The organism is Uruburuella suis (assembly GCF_022870845.1).
In the GTDB taxonomy this organism is placed as follows: Bacteria; Pseudomonadota; Gammaproteobacteria; order Burkholderiales; family Neisseriaceae; genus Neisseria; species Neisseria suis.
In genome coordinates this window covers 2,140,018-2,153,103 of the sequence record NZ_CP091507.1, presented here as the reverse complement: position 1 = coordinate 2,153,103, position 13,086 = coordinate 2,140,018, and the positions used below count along the sequence as shown (strand labels likewise).

Genomic DNA, 13,086 nt, shown 5'->3' with positions numbered 1-13,086 from the left:
GCCTGCCGTGTGCGTCTATACACTTGCTGCGACTTGAGCAGGCTGGCGGAATGTGAATCTCGGGCTTCTTGATAACTTTATATAATCGGCTGTTGCTTAGCGGAACACCGTGCAGGTTTTGTCTACCCGGTTGTCGCCGCGAAAGTAAGTGTGTTCGTCTTCGCAAGTGCTGGTGGTGGTTTCACAGATAAAGGTGTTGAGCGATTCGTTGATTTTCAGCGTGCGCGGCTCGCGGTTTTTGTCGAAGGCTACGGCCTTGAGTGTGAATTTGCCATCAAGCGCGCCGCGGGCCAGGCCTTGCGGGCGGATGCAGAAATCGGCGGTGGCGGTGAGCGGCAGAGCCGGCCAGGTGGTGGAGGTTTGTTTGAAGGTTTTGTGTTGCTGGTAAAAGCGCTCCATAAATTGGGCGTTTTCCATCAGAGCGCTTCTGGCTTGCTGAAGCTTGCTTTTGCGCACATGGTTTTGATAGGCGGGCAGGCTGATGGCAAGCAGAATGGCCATCACGATCAGGGTGAGCAAGAGTTGCGGCAGCGTGAAGCCGCCGGATGAAGGCGCGGTAAACATCATATTCCCCTTTGATTTTATTGTGAATATAACTTTGGGTATTATGCGGGTGAAAAATGAATGTGTAAAGAAGGTGTGTTTATGCTGAAAAGTTGTCGCTGTGATGTGTGGTGCAGTGCGATGGCATGAATAATATAGTGGATTAAATTTGAATCAATACTGCGTTGGCTCGCCGCCTTGTCTTGATTCAAATTTAATCCACAATAAAAGGCCGTCTGAAAGGTTTCAGACGGCCTTTTATTGTGGATTTTCTTGTTTAAAGGGCATTATCGGGCTGTGCAGCTGCAGGTGCTTTTGCTGTCGGAATTGGGACACACCACCACCACCACGCCGTTGTGGCTCAGGCGCATCATTCGGTTTTCATTCACGTTTTTTTCATTGGGCGTGGCCTGCAATTGGTAGCCGATATCGGCGGCGCTGGCGGTTTGGTCAATAAAGGAAATGTCGAAATAATCGTTTTCTTTCAGGCCGGGTATGCTGGCCTTTTTCTCTGGAAACCGATGATTTTGCGCATAATAGCGCTCCATCAGCTGGGCGTTGGCGAGCAAATCGGCGCGCGCGTTTTCGAGGCGGCTGTTGCACACGAAAGTGTCGTAGGAAGGGTAGGCAATGGTGGCCAAAATGGCCAGCAAAAGCACCACAATCATAAGCTCGGCCAAGGTGAAGCCGTGTTGCAAATGTTTCATATTGAATAAGCGCTGGGTAAATGTGTTTAAAAACGCGCTTTGAATACAGGGCGTTTTGTGATTAAAAGTGATTATTTCAAATTGTAGCGTAATTTCATAGGCTTTGTATATTTATCTGCGCGTTTTGCTACAAAGCGGGTGCAAAATGGCCGTCTGAAAAACGTTATAATGTGAACAGATGGTGTTTTTTGTTAGCTGCGTGTTGGGCGGTGTAAAAACAAATGGGCTGTTTTTTGAAATAGCAAAAATGCACTGGTTTTATATGCCATTTATCGGCTTGGCGCTGACAGGTAATTCCAGTACACTTTGCCCGATTTGCTTTAGACGCAAATCAATATTATTTGATAGTGCTGCCGGTCGTGGCGCGGAGTGCAGCAAGATAAAGGCATGTAAATGATGAAAAAAGTAACAAAGTGGGGCATCGCGCTTTTGGCGGTTGCGGCGCTGGCGGCCGGCGCGTGGTGGTGGCTCAAGCCGAAAAACGAAATCAACTACTTAACCGAGCCGGTGGTGCGCACCAACATCGCACAAACAGTGAGCGCTACGGGCGAAATATCGGCGGCGCAATTGGTGGATGTGGGCGCGCAGGCTTCGGGGCAGATTAAAAAGCTGCACGTCACCCTGGGGCAGCAGGTGAAAAAAGGCGATTTGATTGCAGAAATCGATTCCACGAGCCAGCTCAATAATTTAAACACCAATAAAGCCAAGCTTGACACTTATCAGGCGCAATTGGTTTCCGCCGAGATTGCTTTGCGCAGCGCTGATAAAAAATATCAGCGCGAGCAGGCTTTGTGGAAAGAAGACGCCACCTCGCGTGAAGCGCTGGAAGATGCGCAAGATGCGTTTGCCGCGGCCAAAGCTTCGGTGGCCGAGCTGAAATCGTCTATCCGCCAAACCCAGATTGCCATCAACACCGCCGAAGCCGATTTGGGCTACACCCGCATCACTGCGCCGATGGATGGCACGGTGGTGGCGATTCCGGTGGAAGAGGGGCAAACGGTAAACGCCAATCAAACTACGCCCACCATCGTGCAAGTGGCCGATTTGAGCACCATGCTCAATAAAATGCAGATTGCCGAGGGTGATGTAAACAAAGTGAAGGCAGGCATGAAGCTCACCTTTACCACGCTCTCGCAGCCGGATAATGTGCGCGAAGCCACGCTTGAGAGCATCGACCCAGGCTTAACCACTATGTCGCAAGGCAGCTACACCACCAGCACCGACACCACCGATTCGGCGATTTATTACTATGCCCGCTCGCTCGTGCCCAATAAAGATAATGTGCTGCATATCGGCATGACCACGGAAAACACCATCATCATCAATCAGGCCGAAAAAGTGCTGGCGGTGCCCAAACTGGCCGTTAAGCAGCGCGGCGGCAAGCAATATGTGCGCGTGCTCGGTGAAAATAACCAGCCGCAAGAAAAAGAAATCACCACCGGCCTGAGCGACAATATGAACACCGAAGTGAAATCCGGCCTCGGCGAAGGTGAAAGCGTGATTATTTCCGAAGCCGCTGCCGGCGAAACCAGCGATTCGGTAGGCCGCGGCATGGGCCGCCCGCCGATGTGAGCCGGAGGGCATAATGAGCTTAATTGAATGTAACAACATCAACCGCTATTTCGGCAGCGGCGAAAACCGCGTGCATGTGCTCAAAAACATCAGCCTGAACATAGAAAAAGGCGATTTTGTGGCCATTATCGGCCAATCCGGCTCGGGCAAATCCACGCTGATGAATATTCTCGGCTGCCTCGACACCGCCTCTTCCGGCTCTTACCGGGTGGAGGGCACGGAAACCTCGGCCATGAGCGCCGATGAGCTGGCCGGGCTTCGGCGCAAGCGTTTCGGTTTTATTTTCCAGCGCTACAATCTGCTCAGCGCCATCAATGCGCGCGACAATGTGGCGTTGCCGGCGGTGTATGCCGGCATCGAGCACGACGAGCGGGTGGCGCGCGCCAATCAATTGCTGGACGATTTCGGGCTGGCAGGCAAAGAAGACAACAAACCCAACGAGCTTTCAGGCGGCCAGCAGCAGCGCGTGAGCATCGCCCGCGCGTTGATGAACGGCGGTGAAATCATTCTGGCCGACGAGCCCACCGGCGCGCTCGACACCGAAAGCGGCGCCAATGTGATGCAGATTATTCACGATTTGCACGCGCAGGGGCACACCGTGATTTTGGTGACGCACGATCCGGGCATTGCCGCCAACGCCAACCGCGTGATTGAAATCCGCGATGGCGAAATCATTGCCGACAGCAGCAAAAGCACCGAAATCGGCCCGAGCAAAGTAAAAAGCATTCAAGAGCAGGTTTCGTGGTCGTTTTACAAAGACCAATTTATGGAATCGTTCCGCATGTCGGTGCAGGCGATTTTGGCGCACAAAATGCGCTCACTGCTCACCATGCTCGGCATCATTATCGGCATCGCTTCAGTGGTGTCGGTGGTGGCGCTGGGGCGCGGCTCGCAGGAAAAAATCTTGGCCGATATCAATTCGATGGGCACCAACACCATCAGCATTTATCCGGGCAAAGGTTTTGGCGACAGGCGCTCCGGCCGCATCAAAACGCTCACGGTGGATGATGCCAATGTAATCGGGCGGCAAAGCTATGTGGAAAGCGCCACGCCGCTCACCTCGAGCAACGGCACGCTCACCTACCGCAACACCGACCTTTCTGCCCAGCTCTACGGCGCCGGTGCGCAATATTTCGATGTGCGCGGCATCAAGCTCAAAGCCGGGCGCTTTTATGACCGCGCCGACGTGGCCGAGAGCGCCCAAGTGGTGGTGATTGACGACAACACGCAAAAGCAGCTTTTCCCCGCCGGCACCGACCCGTTGGGCAAAACCATTTTGTTCAACAAGCGCCCGCTCAATGTGATCGGCATCACCGAAACCGACACCAGCGGCTTTGGCAGCAGCGACCAGCTGCAAATGTGGGCGCCTTACACCACGGTGATGCAGCAAATCACCGGCGAGCGCTACATCAGCTCGATTACCGTGAAAGTGAAAGACAATGTCAGCTCGCAAGTGGCCGAAAAAAGCCTGAAAGATTTGCTGATTTCGCGCCACGGCACGGAAGACTTCTTCATGCGCAACACCGACAGCATCAAGCAAACCATCGAGAGCACCACCAGCACCATGACGCTTTTGATTTCGTGCATTGCCCTGATTTCGCTGGTGGTGGGCGGCATCGGCGTGATGAACATCATGCTCGTGTCGGTAACCGAGCGCACCAAAGAAATCGGCGTGCGCATGGCCATCGGCGCGCGCCAATCGAATATTTTGCAGCAATTTCTGATAGAAGCCGTGCTGATCTGCCTGATTGGCGGCTTGGTGGGTGTGTTGCTCTCTTATTTGATCAGCGTGGTGTTTAATATGTTGGTCACAAGCTTTGCCATGTCGTTTTCCGTGGCATCGATTATCGCCGCCGTGGCCTGCTCCACCATTATCGGCGTGGTTTTTGGTTTTATGCCGGCCAAACGCGCCTCACAGCTCAACCCGATTGATGCGCTTGCGCATGATTAAAAATCTTTCAGACGGCCTTTATTTATCCAGCACAAGAAAAGGCCGTCTGAAAGATTCAGGAAACCCCATGAACCGCAAATTATTCTTTCAGACGGCCTCAGGCATCAGCCTTGCCATGATTTTGAGCGGCTGCGCCATTCCCCATAAAGCCGACCCGAGCCTCACGCTGGCCGCCGGCGGCCAAGTGATGAGCGCCGCCGAAACCGCCGAGCGCTACGATATCAACGGCGATTGGTGGCAGGTGTATCAAAGCCCGCAATTGAATGCGCTGGTTAATCAAGCGCTGGCCAATAATACCGATTTGCGCCAGGCCGCCATCAATGTGAACAAAGCGCTTTATCAGGCCAATATTCTCGGCGCCAACCTGGTGCCCGCGTTTAACGGCTCGCTGGGTGCTTCCACTTCGCAAAACCTCAAAAGCGGCAGCAGCACCAATAGCTTCAGCAGCCAACTCGGCCTGAGCTACGAATTGGATTTATGGCAAAAGCTCGGTGCGCAAGCCGATGCGCAAGTGTGGACTTATCAAGCCACCCAGCAAGATTTGGCCGGCACGCGCCTCACGCTGATTAATAACGTGGCCGATGCTTATTTCAATATCGCCTATCTCAACGAAGCAATGGCGCTTAGCGAAAAATCGGTGCGGCAATATCAGGAAATCGCCCGCATTTCCGAAGCCAAATACCGCTACGGCAAAGTGGACGCCAGCGAGCCCACCCAATCCAACCAATCGCTGCTTTCCGCCCGCAACAACCTGATTTCCCTGCAAAACAGCCGCAACACGCTTGAAGAAACCCTGCGCAATCTGCTCAATCTCAAGCCCGGCGAAGCCATCGCCGCCGAGCCTGCGCAATACACCTTATTGCCGGCCAAAGGCGTGAATCTGGAAGTGCCCATTTCCGTGCTCGCCAATCGCCCCGACTTGCGCGCCGCCGAATACCGCTTACAATCGGCCATGCGCAGCGTGGAAGTGCAGCAACGAAGCTGGTATCCCAGCATCACATTAGGCGCGAGCCTGAGCACTTCATCGAGCAAGGCGCGCACCCTGTTTGACATTCCCTTTCTCGGCGGCACGGCGCAAATCAACCTGCCGTTTCTCAATTGGCAAACCCTCAAATGGGAAGACAAAACCGCCGAAGCCAACTTCGACAGCGCCAAGCTGAGCTTCGAGCAAGCGCTCACCACCGCGCTCAACGAAGTGAATACCAACTATCTTCACTATCAAAATGCTGAAAACACATTGGAAAATCTGCAAAAACGCTATGCGCTCGACCAGAAAAACAGCCGTTATTACCAAGTGCGCTACCAATACGGCAAAAACGAATTGAAAGACTGGCTCACCGCGCTCAACAGCGAATACAGCTCGGCACAAAGCCTGCTCAACCAGCGCTATGAAGTGTTGAAATATGAAAACATGGTGTATAAAGCCATGGCCGGGCGCTACACGCCCAAAGCCGATTGAGGCGGGCTTTTGGGGTAAATCTTTGGTGTGCCAGCTTCATCACCGCACCAAGTGTGTAGATCATCGGATTTTCGAATCCGACACTTGTTCGTAGAACAAGATTTTCAGCCGTGTAGCGTGGGCTCTGCCCGCGCTACAAAAGTGCGTAGGTACGATTAGCGCAGCGTAATCGTACGCATGGATAAGGCCGTCTGAATGTTTCAAGAGCGTGATTCATGCGAATGATTTCATCGCGACCACTATAAACAAAACATGCCGCGAGCCCGTCTTTATTTCGATGAGTGATTAAAAAAAATCCATCAAGTGCATACCCAATCCGCGCCGCCGGATTATTTTGGCGAATGGCGATAAACCCCGCCGCGGCCAACAGCCTTGCAGTATAATCAACGCTTGTTCACACGCCCCGCACAATATGGCCGCACCTTCCCAACGCATCAACCACGAGCCCGCTTTTCTGCTTGCCGCCACGCCTTGGCGCGAGAGCAGCTTGTGGCTGGAAATGTTCAGCCGCCGTTATGGCCGCGTGGCCATGCTCGCCCGCAGCGCGCGCAAGCGCCAGAGTGAGTTGCGCGGCGTGTTGGTGCCCTTTGTGCCGGTGAGCGCTTCGTGGTATGGCGCGCAAGAATTGAAAACGCTGCACCGAGCCGAATGGCTGGGCGGCTGGCCGCAGCCGCAGGGGCGCGCTTTGTTCAGCGGCCTTTATGCCAACGAATTGGTGCTCAAGCTCACCGCCCGCGAAGACCCGCACCCCGCGCTTTACGATGCGCTGCACAACGTGATGGCGGCCATCGCCACCGAGCCCAACCATGTGGCAGCGTTGCGCCGCTTCGAATGGGCGCTGCTCACCGCGCTTGGCTTTGCCCCTGATTTGCAGCATGATGAGCGCGGGCTGCCGGTTGAAGCCGCGCAAACTTATTGGCTGCGCCCCGAGCATCCGCTGCTGCCGCTGGCTGAAGCCGCGGGGCTGGCTGCGGCAGAAGCCGCCGGCGTGGCGGTGCAGGGCAGCACCGTGCTGCAACTGGCCGCAGGCGCTTTAAGCGGCGGCGATGCTTTGCAGGAAGCGCTGAAAATCACCCGCCTGCTGCTCGATTTCCGCTTGCCCGAGGGCATTAAATCGCGGCAGATATTGCAGCAAATGCAAAGCTTTCAGACGGCCTGAAGCAGGCCGTCTGAAAAAATATCGAAAGGAATATCATGCTTTTAGGTGTTAATATCGATCATGTGGCCACCTTGCGCAATGCACGCGGCACGCCTTATCCCAGCCCGCTCGAAGCGGCGCTGATTGCCGAAACCCACGGCGCCGATTTGATTACCCTGCACTTGCGCGAAGACCGCCGCCACATCAAAGATGCCGATGTGTTTGCCATCAAGCAGGCCATCCGCACGCGCATGAATCTGGAAATGGCGCTCACCGAAGAAATGCTTGAAAACGCGCTCAAAGTGATGCCCGCCGATGTGTGCATCGTGCCCGAAAAGCGCGAAGAAATCACCACCGAAGGCGGCTTGGACGTGCTGGCGCAGCAAGAAAAAATCGCCGCTTTCACCCACACGCTCAGCCAAGCCGGCATACGTGTGTCGCTCTTTATCGATGCCGACGAAGCGCAAATCCAAGCCGCCAAAGAGGTTGGCGCGCCGGTGATTGAATTGCACACAGGCGCTTATGCCGATGCCGCCACGCCCTCTGAGCGGGCGCAGCAATTGGCGCGCATTGAAAACGGCGCCCATTTCGGCAGCGAATCGGGGCTGGTGGTGAACGCCGGCCATGGCCTTACCATACACAACGTGAGCCCGGTGGCGAAAATTTTGGCCATACACGAATTGAACATTGGCCACTCGCTGATGGCGCAAGCGCTTTTCCTCGGCCTGCCCGAAGCCATCCGTCAGATGAAAGACGTGATGTTTAAAGCGCGCGCGCTGCCTTATTGAGTAGAGCGTGAAGGCCGTCTGAAAACAAACAAAATAATCGCAAAGGAGAGAGCATGATTTACGGAATCGGCACCGATATCGTTGATGTGAAGCGGATTGAAAAGCTGTATAAAAAATACGGCCAAACCTTTGCCGAGCGCATTTTAAGCCCGTTGGAAATGCACGATTGGCCGGGCATCGGCCGGCCGGTGAAAGTGCTGGCCAAGCGTTTTGCCGCCAAAGAAGCCTTCGCCAAAGCCGTGGGCACCGGCATACGCGCACCGGTCACTTTTCACGCCATCAGCGTCGGCCACGACGAATGGGGCAAGCCTGAATTTATCTGCGCCCCCGAGTTGCAAAAATGGCTCGATAAAAAAGACATCAAGCATGTGCATTTGAGCATGAGTGATGAAGAAGATACGGTGGTGGCTTTTGTGGTGGCTGAGGCCGTCTGAAAATATTGGCGGTAAATAAACATGAATCCAGATAAACGTCCTTTGCTGCGCGTGGTGGCCGGTGTGCTGCTCAATCATCAAGGCGAATACCTGCTCAGCTCGCGCCCCGAGGGCAAGCCTTATGCCGGCTATTGGGAATTTGCCGGCGGCAAGGTCGAGCCGTCTGAAAGCGAAACCGATGCACTCAAGCGCGAATTTGCCGAAGAGCTGGGTATCGCCATCCACCGTGCCATACCGTGGCTCACCAAAATCCATGCTTACGAGCATGCGCATGTGCATCTGCGCTTTTTTCGTGTGGCCGCCGAAGATTGGTCGGGTGAATTGCAGGCCAAAGAAGGGCAGCAATGGTCGTGGCAGAAGGCCGGCGATTTCACCGTGTCGCCGATGTTGCCCGCCAATGGCGCTTTGCTGAAAGCGCTGGCGGTGCCCACCGAATTGGCAGGCCGTCTGAACACAGGCTTGCGCGGCGAAAACAGCATGGGTGAATATCGCGTGGTGCCGTTTGACATGGCAGAGCCGCGGCATGCGCATGTGCTGATCGAAGAGCGTGAATTGCGCCGCATCGGCAAGCTGCCGGCCGCCAAGAGCGTGTGGGTGGTGATGGATGAGGCAGCGCAATGGCCGCGCGTGCAAGATGCCGATGCGGTGGTGTGGCGGGTGGAAAATTTGGCCGCCGCCCAAGCGCTGGCGGCTGTGTTGGCGCAAGGCGTATCTATGCCGCTGGTGGTGTATGCTGCGCCTGATTTGTTAACGCAATACGGCGCCGCTTGGCGCGCAGCGGGCGCACACGCATTGGTGGCCGCCGAAGAAATTGCGCAAGTGTGAGGCCGTCTGAACATGTCCAAGCTTAGCCCTAAGCAAAAAATCTTGATTGCCGTGCTGCTGCTGGTGTTTGCCGGTGTGAAAATTGCGGCGCTTTTGTGGTGGCAGAAGCAGCAGCCGGCGCTCACGGTGCTGAGTGCGGCCGAATGCAATGTGCATGCGGGCTGCGCGTTGCCTAATGGTGCGGTGGTGAAATTCAGCGACACGGTGCAGGCCAAAGCGCCGTTTGATATCGAAGTGCGCGGCGTGGCGGCCGATGTGGCCGAAGTGTATGTGAGCTTCACCATGCAGGATATGGATATGGGTTTTAACCGCTACAAGCTCTTGCGCCAGGGCGACGGCACTTGGCGGGCGGCGCAAATCCGCCTGCCCATATGCGTGCAAAACCGGCATGATTATCTGGCCGATATCCACATCGGCGGCAAAGTGTTTCAAGCGGCCTTTACCGCGCAATAACAAGCATCGGTTTTCAGACGGCCTGAATGGCTATACAATAAGCCGGTGCAACGATTTATCAACAAGGAATACCATCATGATCGGCAAAAAAATCTTTGAAGAAGTGTCGGCCAAATTGAGCGAAACCATCGCCAACAGCCCGGCCAAAGATGTGGAAAAAAATGTGAAATCCATGCTCGGCAGCGCGTTTAACCGCATGGATCTGATTACCCGAGAAGAATTCGACATCCAGCAGCAAGTGCTGATCAAAACCCGCACCAAGCTCGCCGAGCTTGAAGCGCGCCTGGCCAAACTCGAAGGCGGCAGCCCGCTCGAGCAGGTGGAAACCGTTGCGCCGGATGCGGATGAAGTAGAAACCGTGCCCGAGCAAAAAGACTGAGCCTGCTGAGCGCGCATGTCTTTAGCCGTGATCTACAGCCGCGCTTTAAGCGGCATGCAAGCGCCGTTGGTTGAAGTGGAAGCCCACTTGGCCAACGGCTTGCCTGCGTTCAACATCGTCGGCCTGCCCGACACCGAAGTGAAAGAAAGCCGCGACCGCGTGCGCGCGGCGATTTTGCAGAGCGGCTTCGATTTTCCCGCCAAAAAAATCACCGTTAATCTTGCCCCCGCCGATTTGCCGAAAGAATCGGGGCGCTTCGATTTGCCGATTGCCTTGGGCGTGTTGGCCGCTTCCGGCCAGATTGCGCCCGATAAATTGGCGGCCTACGAATTTGCCGGCGAGCTGGCGCTATCCGGTGCATTGCGCCCGGTGCGCGGCGCCTTGGCTATGGCCTGGCAGGGCATGCAGGCGGGCAGGGCATTTGTGCTGCCCGCCGATAATGCCAAACAGGCCGCGCTGATGCAGGGCATTGCCGTGTTTGGCGCGGAAAGCCTGGGGCAGGTGGCGGCACATCTCAACGGCATCGAGCCTTTGGCACAAGCCTTGCCCGATATTCAAGAGCGGCCGTCTGAACACAAACTGCCCGATTTGCAAGATGTGAAAGGCCAGCACACCGCGCGGCTGGCGCTGGAAATTGCCGCTGCCGGCGGCCACAGTCTGCTGATGATGGGGCCGCCGGGCACGGGCAAATCGATGCTGGCGCAGCGCCTGGCCGGCATTTTGCCGCCTCTGGATGAAGAAGAATTGATTTCTGTGTGGGCATTGCGCTCGTTGCTGCCGCAGCACCGGCAAGAATTGCAGCGCAGCCGCCCGTTTCGCTCGCCGCACCACAGCGCCAGCGCCGCAGCTATGGTGGGCGGGGGCTCCGACCCGCGCCCGGGCGAAATTTCATTGGCGCATCATGGCGTACTGTTTCTCGATGAATTGCCCGAGTTCGACCGCAAAGTGTTGGAAGTGTTGCGCGAGCCGCTGGAAAACGGCGAAATCCATATCTCCCGCGCCGCCCGCCAAGCTGTGTATCCGGCCAAATTCCAGCTGGTGGCCGCGATGAACCCCTGCCCGTGCGGCTATCTGGGCCATCCGGTGAAGCCGTGTCGCTGCACACCCGATGCCGTGGCCCGCTACCGCAGCAAAATTTCTGGCCCTCTGCTTGACCGCATCGATTTAACCATCGAAGTGCCCAGCCTCTCCGCCGCCGAATTGATGCAGCAAGAAGCGGGCGAATCCAGCGCCGATGTGCTGGCGCGGGTAGAAGCGGCGCGTGCGCGCCAATATGCGCGCCAAGGCAAAGTGAATGCTGCTTTGAGCGTAACGGAACTGGACGGCGTGGCCGCGGTCAGTAAAGAGGCCGGCCAGGCCTTGGGCGAATTGTTAGAAAAGCTCTCGCTTTCGGCGCGCAGCTTCCACCGAATTATGCGGGTGGCGCGCACGCTGGCCGATTTGGCCGGCGATGAGGTGGTGGGGCGCAGCCATGTGTTGCGCGCAGTAAGTTTTCGTAGAGCTTTGTAAGTTTGCCGGCAGAGTGCGCAGAGCATGGCATAATTTGCTAAAATACACGGCCGGATATTTTCAGGCCGCCGCTTTTTTTCAGACGGCCTGTATTCAATATGACTATTAAGGTGTTTCAATGAACATAAATAAACAACACGGCAAAGGCTTATCGGGCTTTATGTTGGGTTTGCTCTTGGCCACGCTGGTGATTGCCGCCATTTTGTTTTTCCTCAACAGAAGCAGCAAAGACAGCTTCAAGCAGCAAGAGCCGGTGGTAATCACTCCGCCCGTGCCGGAAATATTGACACCGAAAGAGAGCGCTTCTATGCCCGATCTGAGCGCCAGCAGCGCTTCTGATCTCGCGGCTTCGGGCGTGGATGTACTGGAAGGCTTTATTTTGGAACAAACCGCGTCCGAGCCGCAAACCGCGCCCGTGACACCTGCTGTGCCGGTTGCGCCGAAAGCGGAAAAGCCGGCCGCCAAGCCCACGCAGCAACCCAAAGCGGAAGCCAAGCCCAAGCCTAAAACCAAGCCTGCGCCTGCGGCCAAGCCCTCACCTGAACAGATTCTCGACAGCGGCAGCATTGAAAAAGCCCACAAAGAGGCACAAAAAGAAGCTGCTCAAAAAGCCGAGCGCAAACCGGCACCGGCTGCCGGCGGCAACCTGATTTTGCAGATGGGCTCGTTTGGCGATCAGCAAAGCGCCGATGCGCAACGTGCTAAATTGGCGATGATGGGCGTGTCCTCAAGTGTGGTGCAGGCCACGGTAAACGGCAAAACGGTGTATCGCGTGCAAAGCGGGCGCCTGAGCCGTGCAGAAGCCGAGCGCACCCGCCAAACCCTGAAGCAAAACGGCGTGGACAGCCTCACCCGCAACGCCAACTAAGCGCTGCTACGGCCTTGCGGTGCGGTAAAGGAGCGTGTGATGACATTTGCCATTCTCGGCCTGGATCATGTGGTGCTGCGCATCCGCGACCGAGGCCGTATGCTGCACTTTTATTGTGATCTGCTCGGCTGCACGCTGGAGCGCGAGCTGGAAGATTTGGGGCTGATTCAATTGCGCGCCGGTGCGTCGATTATCGATTTACTGCCCATTGATAAGCCCTTGGGGCAGGCGCGGCAGGGTGAGCCTTTGCCGCAACATGCTAATCTGGAGCATTTTTGCCTGCGCATCGAGCCGTTTGACGAAGCGGCTTTGCGCCGCCATTTTCAGGCGCACGGCATGGCATTTGAGCCTGCCGAGGTGCGTTACGGTGCCGATGGTTTCGGCTTGTCGGTGTATCTCACCGATCCGGAAGGCAATATTGTTGAATTAAAAGGGCCGCCGCAAAAGGCCGCTTGAAACT

Annotated in this window: 14 protein-coding genes; 12 read left to right on the top strand and 2 right to left on the bottom strand. The window is 55.9% G+C overall.

Features of this window, described 5'->3' with window-relative positions; translation table 11 throughout:
* Positions 1-96: 96 nt before the first annotated feature.
* Positions 97-567 carry a type IV pilin protein gene (locus tag LVJ78_RS09770; protein ID WP_243650347.1) on the bottom strand — a complete coding sequence of 157 codons (471 nt, stop codon included), beginning with the start codon at positions 565-567 and terminating at the stop codon, positions 97-99.
* Positions 568-830: 263 nt separating this feature from the next.
* On the bottom strand, positions 831-1,250 hold the full coding sequence (locus tag LVJ78_RS09765; protein WP_132953924.1) for a type IV pilin protein: 420 nt from the start codon (positions 1,248-1,250) through the stop codon (positions 831-833).
* Positions 1,251-1,646: 396 nt separating this feature from the next.
* On the opposite strand from LVJ78_RS09765, the gene LVJ78_RS09755 reads away from it, so the two are divergent.
* From LVJ78_RS09755 to LVJ78_RS09700, 12 genes are all read left to right on the top strand, one after another.
* Positions 1,647-2,822 carry an efflux RND transporter periplasmic adaptor subunit gene (locus LVJ78_RS09755; RefSeq protein WP_132953949.1) on the top strand — a complete coding sequence of 392 codons (1,176 nt, stop codon included), beginning with the start codon at positions 1,647-1,649 and terminating at the stop codon, positions 2,820-2,822.
* 13 nt (positions 2,823-2,835) lie between these two features.
* On the top strand, positions 2,836-4,773 hold the full coding sequence (locus tag LVJ78_RS09750; protein ID WP_132953925.1) for a MacB family efflux pump subunit: 1,938 nt from the start codon (positions 2,836-2,838) through the stop codon (positions 4,771-4,773).
* Positions 4,774-4,840: 67 nt separating this feature from the next.
* Positions 4,841-6,232, top strand: coding sequence for a TolC family protein (locus LVJ78_RS09745; protein ID WP_132953926.1), 1,392 nt, complete (start codon positions 4,841-4,843; stop codon positions 6,230-6,232).
* 412 nt (positions 6,233-6,644) lie between these two features.
* On the top strand, positions 6,645-7,391 hold the full coding sequence (gene recO, locus LVJ78_RS09740; protein ID WP_132953927.1) for a DNA repair protein RecO: 747 nt from the start codon (positions 6,645-6,647) through the stop codon (positions 7,389-7,391).
* 35 nt (positions 7,392-7,426) lie between these two features.
* On the top strand, positions 7,427-8,158 hold the full coding sequence (gene pdxJ, locus LVJ78_RS09735) for a pyridoxine 5'-phosphate synthase (protein WP_132953928.1): 732 nt from the start codon (positions 7,427-7,429) through the stop codon (positions 8,156-8,158).
* A gap of 53 nt (positions 8,159-8,211) precedes the next feature.
* The gene (acpS, locus tag LVJ78_RS09730; RefSeq protein WP_132953929.1) at positions 8,212-8,592 is read left to right on the top strand and encodes a holo-ACP synthase; all 381 of its coding nucleotides are present in this window, start codon (positions 8,212-8,214) and stop codon (positions 8,590-8,592) included.
* A gap of 21 nt (positions 8,593-8,613) precedes the next feature.
* Positions 8,614-9,417, top strand: coding sequence for an NUDIX domain-containing protein (locus LVJ78_RS09725; protein WP_132953930.1), 804 nt, complete (start codon positions 8,614-8,616; stop codon positions 9,415-9,417).
* Between the two features lie 12 nt (positions 9,418-9,429).
* Positions 9,430-9,870, top strand: coding sequence for a hypothetical protein (locus LVJ78_RS09720; RefSeq protein ID WP_132953931.1), 441 nt, complete (start codon positions 9,430-9,432; stop codon positions 9,868-9,870).
* Between the two features lie 76 nt (positions 9,871-9,946).
* Positions 9,947-10,249, top strand: coding sequence for an accessory factor UbiK family protein (locus tag LVJ78_RS09715; protein WP_341539394.1), 303 nt, complete (start codon positions 9,947-9,949; stop codon positions 10,247-10,249).
* A gap of 15 nt (positions 10,250-10,264) precedes the next feature.
* A complete protein-coding gene (locus tag LVJ78_RS09710) occupies positions 10,265-11,758 on the top strand; it encodes a YifB family Mg chelatase-like AAA ATPase (protein ID WP_132953932.1) in 1,494 nt (497 codons plus the stop codon).
* Positions 11,759-11,876: 118 nt separating this feature from the next.
* Positions 11,877-12,626 carry an SPOR domain-containing protein gene (locus LVJ78_RS09705; RefSeq protein WP_132953933.1) on the top strand — a complete coding sequence of 250 codons (750 nt, stop codon included), beginning with the start codon at positions 11,877-11,879 and terminating at the stop codon, positions 12,624-12,626.
* Positions 12,627-12,665: 39 nt separating this feature from the next.
* Positions 12,666-13,082, top strand: coding sequence for a VOC family protein (locus tag LVJ78_RS09700; protein WP_132953934.1), 417 nt, complete (start codon positions 12,666-12,668; stop codon positions 13,080-13,082).
* Positions 13,083-13,086 lie beyond the last annotated feature (4 nt).

Excerpts from the sequence above, each read along its gene's own strand:
- LVJ78_RS09710 (WP_132953932.1), top strand. The coding sequence starts at position 10,265 with ATGTCTTTAGCCGTGATCTACAGCCGCGCTTTAAGCGGCATGCAAGCG.
- LVJ78_RS09750 (WP_132953925.1), top strand. The coding sequence starts at position 2,836 with ATGAGCTTAATTGAATGTAACAACATCAACCGCTATTTCGGCAGCGGC.
- LVJ78_RS09720 (WP_132953931.1), top strand. The coding sequence starts at position 9,430 with ATGTCCAAGCTTAGCCCTAAGCAAAAAATCTTGATTGCCGTGCTGCTG.
- LVJ78_RS09765 (WP_132953924.1), bottom strand. The coding sequence starts at position 1,250 with ATGAAACATTTGCAACACGGCTTCACCTTGGCCGAGCTTATGATTGTG.
- LVJ78_RS09755 (WP_132953949.1), top strand. The coding sequence starts at position 1,647 with ATGAAAAAAGTAACAAAGTGGGGCATCGCGCTTTTGGCGGTTGCGGCG.
- recO (WP_132953927.1), top strand. The coding sequence starts at position 6,645 with ATGGCCGCACCTTCCCAACGCATCAACCACGAGCCCGCTTTTCTGCTT.
- LVJ78_RS09745 (WP_132953926.1), top strand. The coding sequence starts at position 4,841 with ATGAACCGCAAATTATTCTTTCAGACGGCCTCAGGCATCAGCCTTGCC.
- LVJ78_RS09770 (WP_243650347.1), bottom strand. The coding sequence starts at position 567 with ATGATGTTTACCGCGCCTTCATCCGGCGGCTTCACGCTGCCGCAACTC.
- acpS (WP_132953929.1), top strand. The coding sequence starts at position 8,212 with ATGATTTACGGAATCGGCACCGATATCGTTGATGTGAAGCGGATTGAA.
- LVJ78_RS09725 (WP_132953930.1), top strand. The coding sequence starts at position 8,614 with ATGAATCCAGATAAACGTCCTTTGCTGCGCGTGGTGGCCGGTGTGCTG.
- pdxJ (WP_132953928.1), top strand. The coding sequence starts at position 7,427 with ATGCTTTTAGGTGTTAATATCGATCATGTGGCCACCTTGCGCAATGCA.
- LVJ78_RS09715 (WP_341539394.1), top strand. The coding sequence starts at position 9,947 with ATGATCGGCAAAAAAATCTTTGAAGAAGTGTCGGCCAAATTGAGCGAA.
- LVJ78_RS09705 (WP_132953933.1), top strand. The coding sequence starts at position 11,877 with ATGAACATAAATAAACAACACGGCAAAGGCTTATCGGGCTTTATGTTG.
- LVJ78_RS09700 (WP_132953934.1), top strand. The coding sequence starts at position 12,666 with ATGACATTTGCCATTCTCGGCCTGGATCATGTGGTGCTGCGCATCCGC.